Below are 13,979 nucleotides of genomic sequence, written 5' to 3'. Positions count from 1 at the left end.
GGGCTATCTCAAAGCCAACTTAACTTTACGTTTTTGCCAACATCCTAAGCCGTCGGGCAACGTTTCATTAATCAACAAATAGGAGTGGCTGACATGGGTCACTTTGCCATTATTGCGTCCGAGGTATTGACCCGGCTTAACTTTATAGACGGTGCCATTGGGAGCCTGAACGAGGCCAGAAACCGTGTTATCCATGCCCATGACACCTTTCAAACGTAATTGGCTTAATGGGAATTTTTCTAATTTGCCAGTTCGCCTTCTTGAGGGCGGTTGCCAACAATCTTTTCTTGCAACTGGCTGAGTCGCGATGGTGGCTTCTTTGGGTAATTCAAAGGGTGCACGCTGTACTTCCGGTGCGTACGTGACTGCAACATACTTGTCTGCGGGCTTAAGCTTCTCGACCTCTCGACGCGCCTGTGTTTCCACTCCTCGAATAAAATCCGTCAATGATTCATCATTCGCCTGGCAGCCCATCAATAGAGAACCCATCAGTACCAGCAACAAAGACTTACTTGTCATTTTTCGTCTCCTCCGGCTTAAACTGATAGGTATTAGCACGCACCCGAAAGTGCAGGGTTTCGCTCTCTTGACTGACACGTTGCCAAGTCACATCTTTAAACGTGATGATTCGAGGTAGCGTCGCTATCGCCTGAGAAAAATGGCCGATGTCATGAAAGTCGCCCGTTAACTCAATGTTTAAAGGGAGACGATAAAGGAAGTGCTCTGATTGTTTTTCGCCCCAGTCGATTCGGGTGAAAGTCAGCTTATTGTCGATGCCAAGCTCATTCACTGAAGCGAGCATTGTAGCCAGCTCTTTTTGCGCAGGCAGTTGTTGCAGTAATAACTCGTAACGAGTGGTAAGTTCATCCAATTGAGATTGAAGCTGAGGCAACGCTGCCACTTTGTTCGCTTTGATCTTCAATGCCACCTTGAGTGTCTGCTCCTGCTGAATCAAGTGATTCAACTGTTCGTCTTTCGGTTTAAGGTAAAACCAATAACCTAAGCCTTGAATCACCATGATCAGAAGCGCGATTACTACAATCTGGGGCAACAATGGCCACTCGGCCATTTCATCGATTTCGAGATCCTGCCAATCAACCACGTTGAGCCTCCAATTTCTTCTCCGTTACTTTGAACATGAAAGACACTTTGAATGTTTGAAACTCTTTCCCAAAACGGGCTTTGCCGTGAACGATGGAATGCATTTCTACGTCGTTCAACTTGGCCGAGCGCTCCATGTTGTCTAGCATCGTGGCAAGTTTTGGAGTGCTATCTGAGATCCCAGAGATCTCAATTTCCAGATCATTCATTTTGATCTTGTCGACATATACACCTTCAGGGATAAGGGCAGGCATTAAGTTCATGAACTCGGTCGTTTTGTTTCGTCCGTTTTGTAAACCTTCAACGACCTTTAGACGTTCGAGGATTTTGCTGTGCTCTTGCTCTGCAATTTTCATTGCTTCAATACGCTGGTCGAGTTCGGCAATGTAGTGAGTGAGGTAATCGAGCCGCTCCTGTTGTTGATCTTGTTGGTACTCAAAAAACTTTCCAATACCCCACTGGATGCCAACAGCGACCAACATGCCTAATGCGACCAAACTGATGAAACGACGTCGGTGCTCTTCTCTTTGACTCTCTCGCCAAGGAAGTAAATTAATGCGATAAAGCACGGGCGCCTCCTAGCCAATGAATGCCACGAACGGCCAGTCCGGCTGCTGTTGAGAAATGCTGCCAATCCACAGCACGACGCTTACGCTTAGACACCTTCATCTCAAATAGCCCTAGCGGATTTAGCAATTCACACTCTAACGACAATTGTTGAGACAACTCCTCTGCGAGCATGGGAGTGGAGGCCCCTTCCCCTGATAACCAGATACCCTTGATGTTTTGTGAGCCATTGATTGAGGTATAGAGCTGCATCTGGCGCTTTACTCGCTCTACGATTTGACGGTTAAACAGCTCTGTTTTCTCCTGAGCATCATCGGACAGAAAATCGACTGGAGAAGCGCTGTTTACTCCGCGTGTGCCGTAAGCAAACTCTTTGTGAAACAGTTCACCTTGTTCGGTAAACATGGTGAAGGAGCTCGATAAGGTGCCAATATCGAGTAAGCAGTATTTGTTTTTGTCAGGAAAGCGATCGGCGGTGAGCTTCCAGATATGACCAAGGCTTTGCGAATGCACGTCCACTAAAACAGGTTTTAGTCCGGACTTTTGTAATGCATCGACTCGGCCTTCTACCACATCTTTTCTTGTCGCAAACACTTGATAGCTATCACTGCCACTCTGCCCGCCCTCCGCGAGAAGACGAACGAAGTCTAAACTCAGCTCTTCGACAGGGAATGGCGATTGATGAGAAAAGGCTTGTATCACTGCAAACTCAACTTCACTCTCTTCAAGGTTTTGTTCTATTTGCAGTTTCTTGCTAATTACCGAGTTATCAGGAACTGAAATCGCAACTTTTTTAGCGCCAAAAGGCAGTTCTTTTTTTATCTGCTTGAGGGTCTTTACAATTTCTTGATGATTTATGGTGTTATTTTCAGCGACAATACCTTCCTTTAGTAATATTTCTTTGTAACCCAACAGAGCGTAATTGTTGCCTGTGGGTTTAAGTACTACGGCTTTGAGGCTGTTATGGCCTATATCGATGCCGGTAACGATTAGCTTATCCATCTCTTACTCTCGCTCCGAAATTTCTTCGTGCAAAGGTTGTTATTAGCATCCAAATAAGAGTTAATATCTCTTATGTGCTAAATTTTTGACCTAAGAGTACAAGGGTTTGCCGTTACACAGCCTCAACCAATCAGGGATTCTCCGGTGAAGTTCATAAAGCGTTTATTATTTTTAACATTGATTTGCATAATTCTTGGAGTCACCACAATATTTGGCTTCTATCAGTACGTGAAGCCTGAATTGCCAGATGTTGCAACTCTAAAAGACGTTGAATTACAAACACCTATGAAGGTGTTTAGTCAAGACGGGAAGCTGATCGCACAGTTCGGTGAAAAGCGTCGTATTCCTGTTACTTATGACGAAATTCCTCAAGACTTAATTCACGCGCTCATCGCAACCGAAGATAGCCGTTTCTACGAGCATCCTGGTATCGACCCTATCGGCATCACTCGTGCAGCTGTTGTTGTTGCGGTTTCAGGCTCGGCTAAACAGGGTGCAAGTACGATTACGCAACAGCTAGCTCGTAACTTCTTCTTATCTAATGAGAAGAAGATCATGCGTAAGATTAAAGAGATTTTTATTGCTATCCATATTGAGCAGCTTTTAAGTAAGCAAGAAATCATGGAGCTTTATGTTAATAAAATCTTCCTTGGTTACCGCTCATATGGCTTTGGTGCTGCCGCTCAAGTGTATTTTGGCAAGAGCCTTGATGAATTGACGTTAAGTGAGATTGCAACACTCGCTGGTATGCCAAAAGCGCCATCAACCATGAACCCAATTTACTCTCTTGAGCGCGCAACAAAACGCCGTAACGTTGTATTAATGCGAATGCTTGATGAGAAATACATTACACAAGAGCAGTATGACGAAGCACGCAATGAACCTATCGTGGCGCGTTATCATAGCGCTGAGATTGAGCTTTCCGCACCTTACGTAGCAGAGTTGGCTCGTGCATGGGCAGTAAAAGAATACGGTGAAGAAGAAGCTTACACCTCTGGCTTGAATATCTACATGACTGTGGATTCTAAACTGCAAGATGCTGCAAATACGTCTGCGGTAAATAACCTCTTGTCATACGATGAACGTCATGGCTACCGTGGTGCAGAAAGTGTGCTTTGGAAAGAAGGGGAAGCGGCCTGGGACAATGAGCAAATAGAAAAGCACCTGAAGAAACAGCCAACTTATGGTGACCTTTACCCTGCGGTTGTGACGAAAGTCGATGATAAGACGGCACAAGTATGGGTTAAGAACCATGAAGAGCAAACCATCCCTTGGACTGGAATGCACTGGGCGCGTAAGTACATTACTGATAACCGCCAAGGCTCAACACCAAAGTCAGCGCATGATGTGCTAGCGACAGGTCAACAAGTTTGGGTTCGCGAAGTAAGTGAAACCGATGAAGATGACAACACAACACTGAGCTGGAAACTGAGCCAAGTGCCGACAGCAAACACCGCGTTTGTTGCGATGAACCCAGAAAATGGCGCGATATTGTCGCTGGTTGGTGGTTTCAACTTTGTTCACAGCAAGTTTAACCGTGCAACCATGTCAGTGCGTCAGGTTGGTTCAAGTATCAAGCCTTTCATCTACTCGGCAGCAATTGACAAAGGACTAACTCTAGCCACTTTGATTAACGATGCGCCGATTAACAAGTGGGATGCAGGTTCTGGTTCAGCTTGGCGACCAAAAAACTCACCACCGACTTATGGTGGTCCAACGCGTCTTCGCCTCGGCTTAGCTCAATCAAAAAACGTCATGGCAGTGCGTACACTCCGTGAAGTTGGCCTCGAGGAGACACGTCAGTACCTTACTCGTTTCGGTTTTGATATTAACCAAGTACCACGCTCTGAGACCATCGCACTCGGAGCTGGCAGCTTAACACCAATGAAAGTGGCACAAGGTTACTCTGTGTTTGCGAACGGTGGTTATTACGTTGAACCATTCTATGTAGAACGCGTGGAAGATGCATTCGGTGAAGTACTGTTTAAAGCCAATCCAAAGAGTGTTTGTCATAAGGATTGTCCGCAAATGAGCGAGCAGCCAGAAAATCGCTACGCTGATGAATTTGGCGAACAAGACGTCGCGATTGATGGCCTTGCAACAGACAATGCCCTTGAAAATGATGAACCTCAATATGCACCGCAAGTTATCTCTGAACAGAATGCATTCTTAATGCGTGAGATGATGTACAGCAACATTTGGGGTGGCGGTAACTGGCGTGAAGGCACAGGTTGGAATGGTACAGGCTGGCGCGCGCAAAAACTTGGTCGTCGTGATATCGGGGGTAAAACGGGTACAACGAATGATTCCAAGGATGCTTGGTACAATGGCTATGGACCTGGTGTCGTTGCCATAGCTTGGGTTGGCTTTGATGATCACTCACGTGCACTTGGCCGCACCACCGTTAACAGCAACCTAGGGCAAGGCCAAATTTCTGGTGCCGAGTCGGGTGCGAAAACCGCAGAGCCAGCTTGGATTGACTTCATGCGTGTTGCGCTAGAAGGGACGCCGGAGCAAGGTAAAAATATTCCAGAGGATATTATTCGAGTTCGTATTGATCGCAACAGCGGTATGCTAACGCACAAGGTAGATAGCACATCAATGTTCGAATACTTTGAAAAAGGCACGGAGCCTACCGAATACGCTGGCGACCGTTTAGAAGATAGTATTTATTCTTCAGGCTCTGGCGCAGAAGAACTGTTCTAAATCACAAAAGCACAAGGGAGAGCATCAAGCTCTCCCTTTTTTATTTCTGCTTTTTATGCTGCAGCATTCAATGATGGATAAGAAGCCAACACCTCTTTAATCTTCGCTGCTAAAGCTTCAAACCTAGCTCGTAATGGTGAGCCCGGACGGTATACGAGCACGATATTACGCGAGGGGGTTGGGTTAACAGCTGGTACGTAGCATACGCCATCTTTTTGCTTCTCATTAGGGATAGAAAGCTGAGGCAATAACGTAATCCCCGCACCGGCAGCAACCATATTGCGTAACGTCTCCAAGCTGGTGGCTTTAAAACGCTCATCGTCTTTTGCACCAGCGGCAAAACAAAAACCTAACGCTTGATCTCGCAGACAGTGGCCGTCTCCCAACGCTAAAACGGTTTTACCATTCAGCTCCAACATATCAACATGGTCGAGAGAGGCCCACTCGTGGTCACATGGCACTGCGACACTTAATGGCTCTTGATACACTTCGATCTCTTTAAATGGCGCAGTTTCATCAACCGAAGCTAAAACTAAGCAATCTAGTTTGCCTTCTTCCAATTGACGCACTAATTGATGTGTTTGAGCTTCGTGCAGAAATAGTTCCAACTCAGGAAATGCTTCTTTTATCTGCGGCAGAATTTTGGGTAATAGATAAGGCCCAACCGTCGGGATGAAACCAATATGCATCGGTCCAGTCATGGCTCCGCTTTGACCGCTTGCCATATCTCTGAAGGTTTTCACTTCACTTAAGATGCGTTTAGCCTGCTCCACCAGCTGTAACCCTGAATCGGTAAACAAAACACGTCGGCTGCTTCGCTCTAAAAGCGTGGTCCCGAGTTCATCCTCTAGTTTACGAATTTGCCCACTCAATGTTGGCTGGCTAACAAAACATGCCTCTGCCGCTTTGCGAAAGTGCTTATGTTCCGCAAGTGCAACTAAGTACTCAAAATCTCGAATATTCATAATTCACGCTTCGCTTCTTTAACAATAGCTAATACCTATCAAAACCATAACACCAAACGATTAGAGCTATCAAAGGATTTTTACAATAATGGGCTCAACAAAACGAAACAGAGCGACGAAAAACGCTAAGCTCTATACGCATAATTTAAAATAGTTAAAGGAAATCATTATGTTTGTATCTAAAGAAGGTCAACAAGTCCCTCAAGTTACTTTTCCAGTTCGTCAAGGTGACGCTTGGGTGAATGTAACGACCGATGAGCTATTTAAAGGTAAGACCGTTATCGTATTTAGCTTACCGGGTGCATTTACTCCAACATGTTCATCAAGCCATCTACCTCGTTACAACGAATTGTTCCCTGTATTTAAAGAGCACGGAGTGGATGAGATTATTTGTGTCTCGGTCAATGATACGTTCGTGATGAATGCATGGAAACAAGACCAAGAAGCAGAAAACATTACCTTCATCCCGGATGGTAATGGTGAATTCACCGATGGCATGGGTATGTTAGTGGATAAAAACGACATCGGCTTTGGCAAACGTTCATGGCGTTACAGCATGCTAGTAAAAGATGGCGTAGTGGAAAAAATGTTCATTGAGCCAAACGAACCAGGCGACCCATTCAAGGTGTCAGACGCAGATACGATGCTGAACTACATAGCGCCTGACTACAAAACGCAAGAATCCATCACGGTGTTCACTAAACCAGGCTGCCCTTTCTGTATGAAAGCGAAACAAAATCTGATTGACCACGGTCTTCAATATGAAGAAGTGATTCTGGGTAAAGACGCAACAACAGTTAGTCTACGAGCTATATCTGGTCGCACGACTGTTCCACAAGTTTTTATCGGTGGCAAGCACATCGGCGGTAGCGAAGAGCTAGAAGCGTATCTAGGCTAAGCTGTCCATAGCCTACACCCTCGGTCTCCGGTGCCTTTTGGCTCGGAGGCCAACCCTAAACCACTTCTTCTACTAGTCTAGATAAGTAGTTATCTGCCAATAAGGTGACTACTTATCCAGATTCAACTATCCAATTCACTCTCCAAGCTCAATGTAGCTAGCTTGGCTTAAAACAAAAGCGAGAGTTCACGATGAAACAAGTTAATGTCGACGTAGCGATTATTGGTGGCGGGACGGCTGGTCTTGGTGCTTATCGAGCAGCAAAAGCTCATACCAACAGCGTGGTAATGATTGAGGGCGGTCCCTACGGAACAACCTGTGCTCGTGTCGGATGCATGCCGTCTAAGCTGTTAATTGCGGCAGCAGAAAGTGTTCATCAAATCGAAAAAGCACCTGGATTTGGGATACACCCGCAAGGTGAAGTACTAATTAACGGACGAGAAGTTATGGATCGTGTAAAGCGCGAACGCGATCGTTTTGTTGGCTTTGTGCTTGAAAGTGTCGATGATATTCCCGCTGAAGACAAACTATCGGGCTACGCGAAGTTTGCCGATGACCACACTCTCATCATAGATGATCATACTCAGGTCACCGCACAGCGCATTGTTATTGCGACAGGATCTCGTCCGACATATCCGGCAGCTTGGAATGAACTGGGTGATCGCCTAGTGATTAACGATGATGTATTTGACTGGGATGACTTACCAGAGTCCGTGGCAGTATTTGGCCCAGGAGTCATCGGCCTTGAATTGGGTCAGGCTTTACACCGCCTAGGAGTGAACGTGAAGCTCTTTGGCCTTGGAGGACAAGTGGGCCCACTGACAGACCCAGAGGTGATGGCGTATGCAGATAAAGCCTTTAAGGAAGAGTTCTACCTTGATGCAGATGTAAAAGTCGAAAGCATGAAACGCATTGCTTCGTCAGACAATGACGGCGAAGACAAGGTCGAAATCCAATTCATCAACCATGATGGCGAATTAGAAACTTTCGTTGTCGATTACGTATTGGCCGCAACGGGTCGTCGTCCAAACGTCGATAAGCTGGCGATCGAGAACACCAATGTGGCGCTCGATGAACGTGGCGTACCAACGGCGGATCACTATACATTGCAAACTTCGGTAGAGAGCATCTTCATCGCAGGTGATGCAAGTAACCAAATTCCACTGCTGCACGAAGCCGCTGACCAAGGCCGTATTGCTGGAGACAACGCAGGCCGTTTCCCAGATATTCGTGCGGGTCTGCGTCGCTCACCAATTTCAGCCGTGTTCTCCGACCCTCAAATTGCTATGGTTGGCGAAACATATAAACAACTAGAAACACGTCTAGGCACATGTGGATGTTTCGCAACCGGTGAAGTCTCGTTTGAAAATCAAGGACGTTCGCGCGTCATGCTTCGTAATAAAGGCATTCTGCATGTCTACGGAGAGCAAGGCACTGGACGTTTTTTAGGTGCAGAAATGATGGGCCCGAATGCAGAGCATCTTGCTCACCTTTTAGCATGGGCGCACCAAAATAGGATGACGATTTCTGAGATGTTAGATATGCCCTTCTATCACCCAGTGATTGAAGAAGGCGTCCGCACCGCTCTACGTGATTTGAATGCAAAACTACACTTAGGGCCAGAAATGGTGAAACATTGTCTTGACTGCGGCCCTGGCTGCTAACGCTTTCAGGCTTCTATCTAAATATAAAGCAAAGCCTCGTCATCAACGAGGCTTTGCTTTACTACTTCGGCGCAATGAAATCTCTCTTACGCTGCCATCATTGCATAGCGGCTGACCATACAAATCGCGACAACACCGATCATAAAGAACCCACCAGCGATACTCAGCGCAAGTTTCAACTCTGTCGACATCATTATATTTCCTGTTAAAGACTGACAGCGCACCATACATCAATTACGTGCCACAAAGCTTTTACAAAGCTAACTTTCCATTTTTGGTTGTGTCATGGCGCTCTAAGCCCGTGTAAGAAACGCTTTCCACCATTTAGTTAGATATATAATCTGAAGCAACACTAATGGTTTGGAAAACACTATGACTTGTCGCCGCTGCGAGGAACATTGGTTTTGGAAAAAACTTGGACGTTGCCAACGATGCTTGGATCAATTGACGGTACTTTCTGTACTGTGTTGGATTGTGTGGTGGTTTACGCTCAAAGATGAACCACAAAGCATCGAGTCGATCGCTTTGATCTTTGCCGGCTTCGCTTTCAACGTTTTGTTGTTTCTACACTTATGGATGCGTTTTGTCATCTTGCCTTGGCAACGTCGAAAGGGACAAAAAAAGGCGAATAAAAAAGAGAAAAGTGACAGATAGAAAAAAGCCCCAAAACCAATGTCAGTTCTGGGGCTCTCTTAGATTCTTCTAAGAAAAAGCAGTGGTACTTTAATAGACCGGGCTTCCTCTCAAAGGTTCCAAATTTTTTCGATTTTTTTAGCGAATACTGATGTAAGTAAACAGGAAAATGACTATGTCATTGAATGCTAATAAAATCACTCCACAACTTCAGTTCATGCCACATGCGTTTTTTGGATCACTTGCTCCATTAAATTGATCTCAAGCGCTACCTCATCACATGCATGTTGACGTGGGCACTGATCGCAATCTTTCAGAACTTTCTCCGGCAGTAATGACTTCGATGTCGGTAAAAAGCTTTGCTTCATAAAGAACTCAGGCGTTCGCGTTAGAACAAAGACTTTCTTGATCGCCATCTGGCGCGCTTTCTCAACCAAATAGTTCACAATCGCACTGCCCTGCCCTTGGCCTTGCCAGCCCGCTTCGATACCAAGAGAGCGTATTTCAGCCAACCCTGAGTCATACACATATAGAGAAGCGCAACCCGTCACTTCACCATGATGCTCAGCCACCGCGAAAGAGCCAATATCTCTCACGAGCTCATTACGAGAGCGCGGAAGATTCTCACCAAGGTTCGCCCAGTAAGCAACCATACCTTCCAACGTTTCAATGTCCGTCAAACGTGCAGGACGCACTTTCACCGCCGAGCTGTCACGCTGGCTCAGGCGCTTATCCGCTTGTTCTACCGCGTAAGCGACCTGGTGAGGCGAAACACCACCCAAAGCACAACGCTTTTCCAAACACGAGTCGATAGTCAGAATGTCATACACATCCGCTTCAATGACTTCTGAGAAGGCTTTTAACTCTTCGATAGACAGCTCTTCTAGCGCACAACCTTTAGCAATAGCACCAACGACCGCGACACCGACGATGTGGTGAGCTTCACGGAATGGGATGCCTTTCGCCACTAGGTAATCAGCTAACTCCGTCGAGTTTGCGTAACCTTGTTTCGCCGCTTCTAGTGTGCGCTCGCCATTCACTTTAATACCGTCAAAACACAGAGCTGCCATTTCCATGCAGTCGTTCCATGTATCTAAAGCGTCAAACAACCCTTCTTTATCTTCCTGCATGTCTTTGTTGTACGCCAATGGCAAGGCTTTAACTGTCATCATCATGCTCGATAATGCGCCATAGACACGCCCTGTCTTACCACGGATCAACTCAAGTGCATCTGGGTTTTTCTTCTGTGGCATTAATGACGAACCAGATGTCACCGTATCCGCTAACTCAATGAAGTTTGACTCGCCTGAATTGTAGAAGATCATATCTTCTGCAAGACGAGAAAGGTGCAGCATAGAAATCGACGCCACCGACATCAGTTCCATCACATGATCACGATCTGAAACCGAATCGAGTGAATTACGCGTAGCACGGTGGAAACCGAGATTATGTGCTAATTGTTCGCGATCAATCGGATAAGCCGTTCCCGCTAAAGCACCCGAGCCAAGTGGACAAGTGTCGAGACGCTGTAAGGCATCATTCAGACGAGAGTAGTCACGCTCGAACATTTCAACATAAGCCAAGCACCAGTGAGCAAAGGTTACAGGTTGAGCACGCTGAAGATGAGTATAGCCTGGCAATACGGTGCCTTGGTGCTGTTTAGCAACATGGACCATTTGTGCTTGTAGGCGATCTAAAGCAATCAATAATTGCTGACCTTGCTGACGACACCAAAGTTTCAAGTCTGTGGCGACTTGGTCATTCCGAGAACGCCCAGTGTGGAGTTTTTTACCTAAATCTCCCACTTTACTGATTAGCTGCTGTTCAACCCAAGAGTGGATATCTTCTGCATCAGAGCGAAGAATTTGGTGAGGGTCTTCCATCACTTCTAACTTCAGCTCATTTAAAGCAAGTTCCAGTTTTTGCTGTTCTTCTGCCGATAGCACATCAACAGAAAGCAGAGCTTTAGACCATGCGATTGAACCTACGATGTCTTGCTCAGCCAATCGGTAGTCAAAACGCAACGAATCATTGAACTCTTTAAATCTGGTGTCTGCCGCTTGGGTAAATCTTCCGCCCCATAATGCCATTGCGTCTCTCCTGATGACTATTGCTTACTCTAACGTTCTCGAATGAGTAGTAACCAATTTGATGGTCATTTGCTCACTTTTTCTTATGGGTCAACGTTACGGCAATTTCGACAAAAAATAAAGTATAAATTCAATATTTTTACATATATATTCAAGCCAAATTTAGGTACCCGCTTTTAGAAACCAAAAGACCCGCCTATAAATGGCGGGTCTTTATTCAATCCAAGATGGATGTTAAGGGATTATTTCTTCTGGCTGTTCAATGCACGAATACGGCTTGATAGCGAGTAAAGACGGATGAACCCACCTGCATGGCTTTGGTCGTAAACTTCATCTTCACCAAAAGTCGCGAACTCTTCTGAATACAAGCTGTTGTCAGAACGTTTTTGCGTGACTGTCGCTTGACCTTTGTAAAGCTTAACAACCACTTCACCGTTAACGTCTTGCGCTAGCTCTTCTGAAGCAGCAAGGATCGATTTACATAGTGGCGTAAACCAACGGCCATCGTATACAAGGTGAGACGCTTTTAGACCTAGCTCCTCACGGAACTCGAATGATGATTTGTCTAGCACAAGCTGCTCTACAGCGCGCAGCGCTTCCATCATGATGGTGCCTCCCGGTGTTTCATAGCAACCACGAGACTTCATTCCAACAAGACGGTTTTCCACGATATCGATACGGCCAACACCGTGCTTAGCGCCCTTCTCGTTTAGGTAAACCAGTGCGTTGTATGGTGTCATCGCTTCACCATCAACTTCGACCACTTCACCTTTTTCTACTTTCAGCGTGACGTATTCCGCTTCATTTGGCGCTTGCTCTGGGTCGACAGTCCACACCCAGCAGTCTTCGTTTGGTGCGTTCCACGTATCTTCTAAAACGCCGCCTTCCGTCGAAATGTGCCATGCGTTTGCATCACGTGAATAGATCTTAGTAAGAGACGCAGAGCAAGGAATGTTACGCTCAGCGAGGTAATCCAAACACTCTTCACGGCTCACTAGGTCCCACTCACGCCAAGGTGCAATCACTTGTAAGTCCGGTGCTAGTGCTGCGAATGCACCTTCGAAACGCACTTGGTCGTTACCTTTACCTGTACAGCCATGACACAGTGCATCCGCGCCCACTTTACGTGCCACTTCAACCTGCGCTTTAGCAATGATTGGACGCGCCATTGATGTACCTAGCAGGTACTTACCTTCGTAGTACGCGCCGGTTTTTAGCGTTGGGTAAATGTAGTCTGCGACCATTTCTTCTTTCAGGTCAGCGATGTAGCATTCAGAAGCACCGGAGGCTTTTGCTTTCGCTTCAATGCCTTCTAGCTCTTCGGCACCTTGACCAACATCGGCAACGAAAGCCACTACTTCACAGTCGTAGTTCTCTTTTAGCCACGGGATAATTACTGAAGTATCTAGACCGCCTGAGTATGCGACTACCACTTTATTTACGTTCACTTTGCTCATGTTTTTTCTCCAAACTTAACTGGCGCTGCGCTCGGCGGTCAGTGCCAACTACGACTTCCTAATATTAAATTCTTTTGCTGATGCTTATTGAGGCAAGAATTGAGTACCAATACTTTCACCAGCGAATAACTGTGCTAATTTTTCTGGGTAACGCCAGGTCGCGACTTCAATTGGACGGCCAAGATCATTGGCGGCCTCCAAAGCGGCTTTAACTTTGACGATCATGCCATCGGTGATCACATGTCCATCGATCAACGAGTTAGCTTGCTGCTCTGACAGGGTTTTGATCAAATGGCCTTTTCCATCTAGTACACCACTCACGTCTGATAACAGGACTAACTCCGCATCTAATGCGCCCGCAACCGCGACTGCTGCTTGATCAGCATTCACATTCATCATCTGGCCATCTTTGGTTAAACCAATTGAACTGATGATCGGCAGTGCACCTGTGTTTAGCACCGCTTGTAATAGTGCTGAGTCACCCGGTGATGCTTTGCCTACCGCGCCGAGTTCTGGGTCAAGTTCTTCAACAAGACACAAACCACCATCCGCAAGGCTAAGGCCCACAGCGTTAAGACCGTCCGCAATCGCTTGACCTTGAAGTAACTTATTCGCAGTGCCTGCAAGCGCGCCTGCAATCACAGGAATTTGCTCGTAAGGCGTTACGCGTAAACCGTTTTTCTTTACGGTTTCAAGCTGAAGCTTTGCCATCAACTCATCAACTAGGTAGCCACCGCCATGAACGATGGCGATTTGTCGCTGTGCCGATTTTTGGTAAGCCGCAATGGCACCAAAAAGTTGGCTTAAGGTTTGAGTGCATGATAGAGCTGCACCACCTAGCTTAATGACTAAAGGAGCTTGATTGGTTTGCGTCATCGCATTTCCCTCTTTCAACG

Annotated in this window: 12 protein-coding genes; 4 read left to right on the top strand and 8 right to left on the bottom strand. The window is 46.3% G+C overall.

Annotated features, from left to right (window positions below; all coding sequences use genetic code 11):
* Nucleotides 1-3: 3 nt before the first annotated feature.
* From UQW94_RS09110 to pilM, 4 genes are read right to left on the bottom strand one after another with little or no spacing between them, the layout of a single operon-like run.
* The gene (locus tag UQW94_RS09110; RefSeq protein WP_005382766.1) at nt 4-519 is read right to left on the bottom strand and encodes a pilus assembly protein PilP; all 516 of its coding nucleotides are present in this window, start codon (nt 517-519) and stop codon (nt 4-6) included.
* A complete protein-coding gene (locus tag UQW94_RS09105; protein WP_005381322.1) occupies nt 509-1,102 on the bottom strand; it encodes a type 4a pilus biogenesis protein PilO in 594 nt (197 codons plus the stop codon). Before UQW94_RS09105 ends, UQW94_RS09110 begins: the two co-directional genes overlap by 11 nt.
* The gene (locus UQW94_RS09100) at nt 1,095-1,670 is read right to left on the bottom strand and encodes a PilN domain-containing protein (RefSeq protein WP_318119254.1); all 576 of its coding nucleotides are present in this window, start codon (nt 1,668-1,670) and stop codon (nt 1,095-1,097) included. The genes UQW94_RS09105 and UQW94_RS09100 overlap by 8 nt, the downstream gene beginning before the upstream one ends.
* Nucleotides 1,654-2,670: a type IV pilus assembly protein PilM gene (gene pilM, locus UQW94_RS09095; protein ID WP_318119255.1), complete on the bottom strand. Its 1,017-nt coding sequence runs from the start codon at nt 2,668-2,670 to the stop codon at nt 1,654-1,656. The genes UQW94_RS09100 and pilM overlap by 17 nt, the downstream gene beginning before the upstream one ends.
* Nucleotides 2,671-2,814: 144 nt before the next feature.
* Here pilM and UQW94_RS09090 point away from each other — a divergent pair, with 144 nt between their 5' ends.
* Entirely contained in the window at nt 2,815-5,376 is a 2,562-nt protein-coding gene (locus UQW94_RS09090; protein ID WP_005381325.1) for a penicillin-binding protein 1A, read from the top strand.
* 53 nt (nt 5,377-5,429) lie between these two features.
* Here UQW94_RS09090 and oxyR read toward each other — a convergent pair whose 3' ends face one another.
* On the bottom strand, nt 5,430-6,341 hold the full coding sequence (gene oxyR / locus UQW94_RS09085) for a DNA-binding transcriptional regulator OxyR (protein WP_005381326.1): 912 nt from the start codon (nt 6,339-6,341) through the stop codon (nt 5,430-5,432).
* A gap of 169 nt (nt 6,342-6,510) precedes the next feature.
* Between oxyR and UQW94_RS09080 the strand changes: the two genes are divergently transcribed.
* The 3 genes from UQW94_RS09080 to UQW94_RS09070 all read left to right on the top strand — a co-directional run bounded on the left by UQW94_RS09080 (nt 6,511) and on the right by UQW94_RS09070 (nt 9,557).
* The gene (locus UQW94_RS09080) at nt 6,511-7,239 is read left to right on the top strand and encodes a redoxin family protein (protein ID WP_053350732.1); all 729 of its coding nucleotides are present in this window, start codon (nt 6,511-6,513) and stop codon (nt 7,237-7,239) included.
* A gap of 191 nt (nt 7,240-7,430) precedes the next feature.
* Nucleotides 7,431-8,903 carry a dihydrolipoyl dehydrogenase gene (locus tag UQW94_RS09075; RefSeq protein ID WP_154204991.1) on the top strand — a complete coding sequence of 491 codons (1,473 nt, stop codon included), beginning with the start codon at nt 7,431-7,433 and terminating at the stop codon, nt 8,901-8,903.
* Between the two features lie 372 nt (nt 8,904-9,275).
* Nucleotides 9,276-9,557, top strand: coding sequence for a DUF3624 domain-containing protein (locus UQW94_RS09070; RefSeq protein WP_137282406.1), 282 nt, complete (start codon nt 9,276-9,278; stop codon nt 9,555-9,557).
* A 194-nt stretch (nt 9,558-9,751) separates the two neighbouring features.
* Here the strand turns inward: UQW94_RS09070 and argH are convergent, their stop codons facing one another.
* The 3 genes from argH to argB form a co-directional block, all read right to left on the bottom strand.
* A complete protein-coding gene (gene argH / locus UQW94_RS09065) occupies nt 9,752-11,626 on the bottom strand; it encodes an argininosuccinate lyase (protein ID WP_005381331.1) in 1,875 nt (624 codons plus the stop codon).
* 242 nt (nt 11,627-11,868) lie between these two features.
* Entirely contained in the window at nt 11,869-13,083 is a 1,215-nt protein-coding gene (locus tag UQW94_RS09060; RefSeq protein WP_017821738.1) for an argininosuccinate synthase, read from the bottom strand.
* A gap of 84 nt (nt 13,084-13,167) precedes the next feature.
* The gene (gene argB / locus UQW94_RS09055; RefSeq protein ID WP_137282407.1) at nt 13,168-13,959 is read right to left on the bottom strand and encodes an acetylglutamate kinase; all 792 of its coding nucleotides are present in this window, start codon (nt 13,957-13,959) and stop codon (nt 13,168-13,170) included.
* Nucleotides 13,960-13,979: the final 20 nt, after the last annotated feature.

Source organism: Vibrio sp. PBL-C16 (genome assembly GCF_034321865.1).
GTDB lineage: Bacteria > Pseudomonadota > Gammaproteobacteria > Enterobacterales > Vibrionaceae > Vibrio > Vibrio alginolyticus.
This window is presented reverse-complemented; position numbering and strand designations above follow the sequence as displayed.

What these genes read in the sequence shown, in the direction of transcription:
- UQW94_RS09060 (WP_017821738.1), bottom strand. Translation starts at nt 13,083, where the DNA reads ATGAGCAAAGTGAACGTAAATAAAGTGGTAGTCGCATACTCAGGCGGT.
- UQW94_RS09075 (WP_154204991.1), top strand. Translation starts at nt 7,431, where the DNA reads ATGAAACAAGTTAATGTCGACGTAGCGATTATTGGTGGCGGGACGGCT.
- argH (WP_005381331.1), bottom strand. Translation starts at nt 11,626, where the DNA reads ATGGCATTATGGGGCGGAAGATTTACCCAAGCGGCAGACACCAGATTT.
- UQW94_RS09110 (WP_005382766.1), bottom strand. Translation starts at nt 519, where the DNA reads ATGACAAGTAAGTCTTTGTTGCTGGTACTGATGGGTTCTCTATTGATG.
- oxyR (WP_005381326.1), bottom strand. Translation starts at nt 6,341, where the DNA reads ATGAATATTCGAGATTTTGAGTACTTAGTTGCACTTGCGGAACATAAG.
- UQW94_RS09070 (WP_137282406.1), top strand. Translation starts at nt 9,276, where the DNA reads ATGACTTGTCGCCGCTGCGAGGAACATTGGTTTTGGAAAAAACTTGGA.
- UQW94_RS09080 (WP_053350732.1), top strand. Translation starts at nt 6,511, where the DNA reads ATGTTTGTATCTAAAGAAGGTCAACAAGTCCCTCAAGTTACTTTTCCA.
- argB (WP_137282407.1), bottom strand. Translation starts at nt 13,959, where the DNA reads ATGACGCAAACCAATCAAGCTCCTTTAGTCATTAAGCTAGGTGGTGCA.
- pilM (WP_318119255.1), bottom strand. Translation starts at nt 2,670, where the DNA reads ATGGATAAGCTAATCGTTACCGGCATCGATATAGGCCATAACAGCCTC.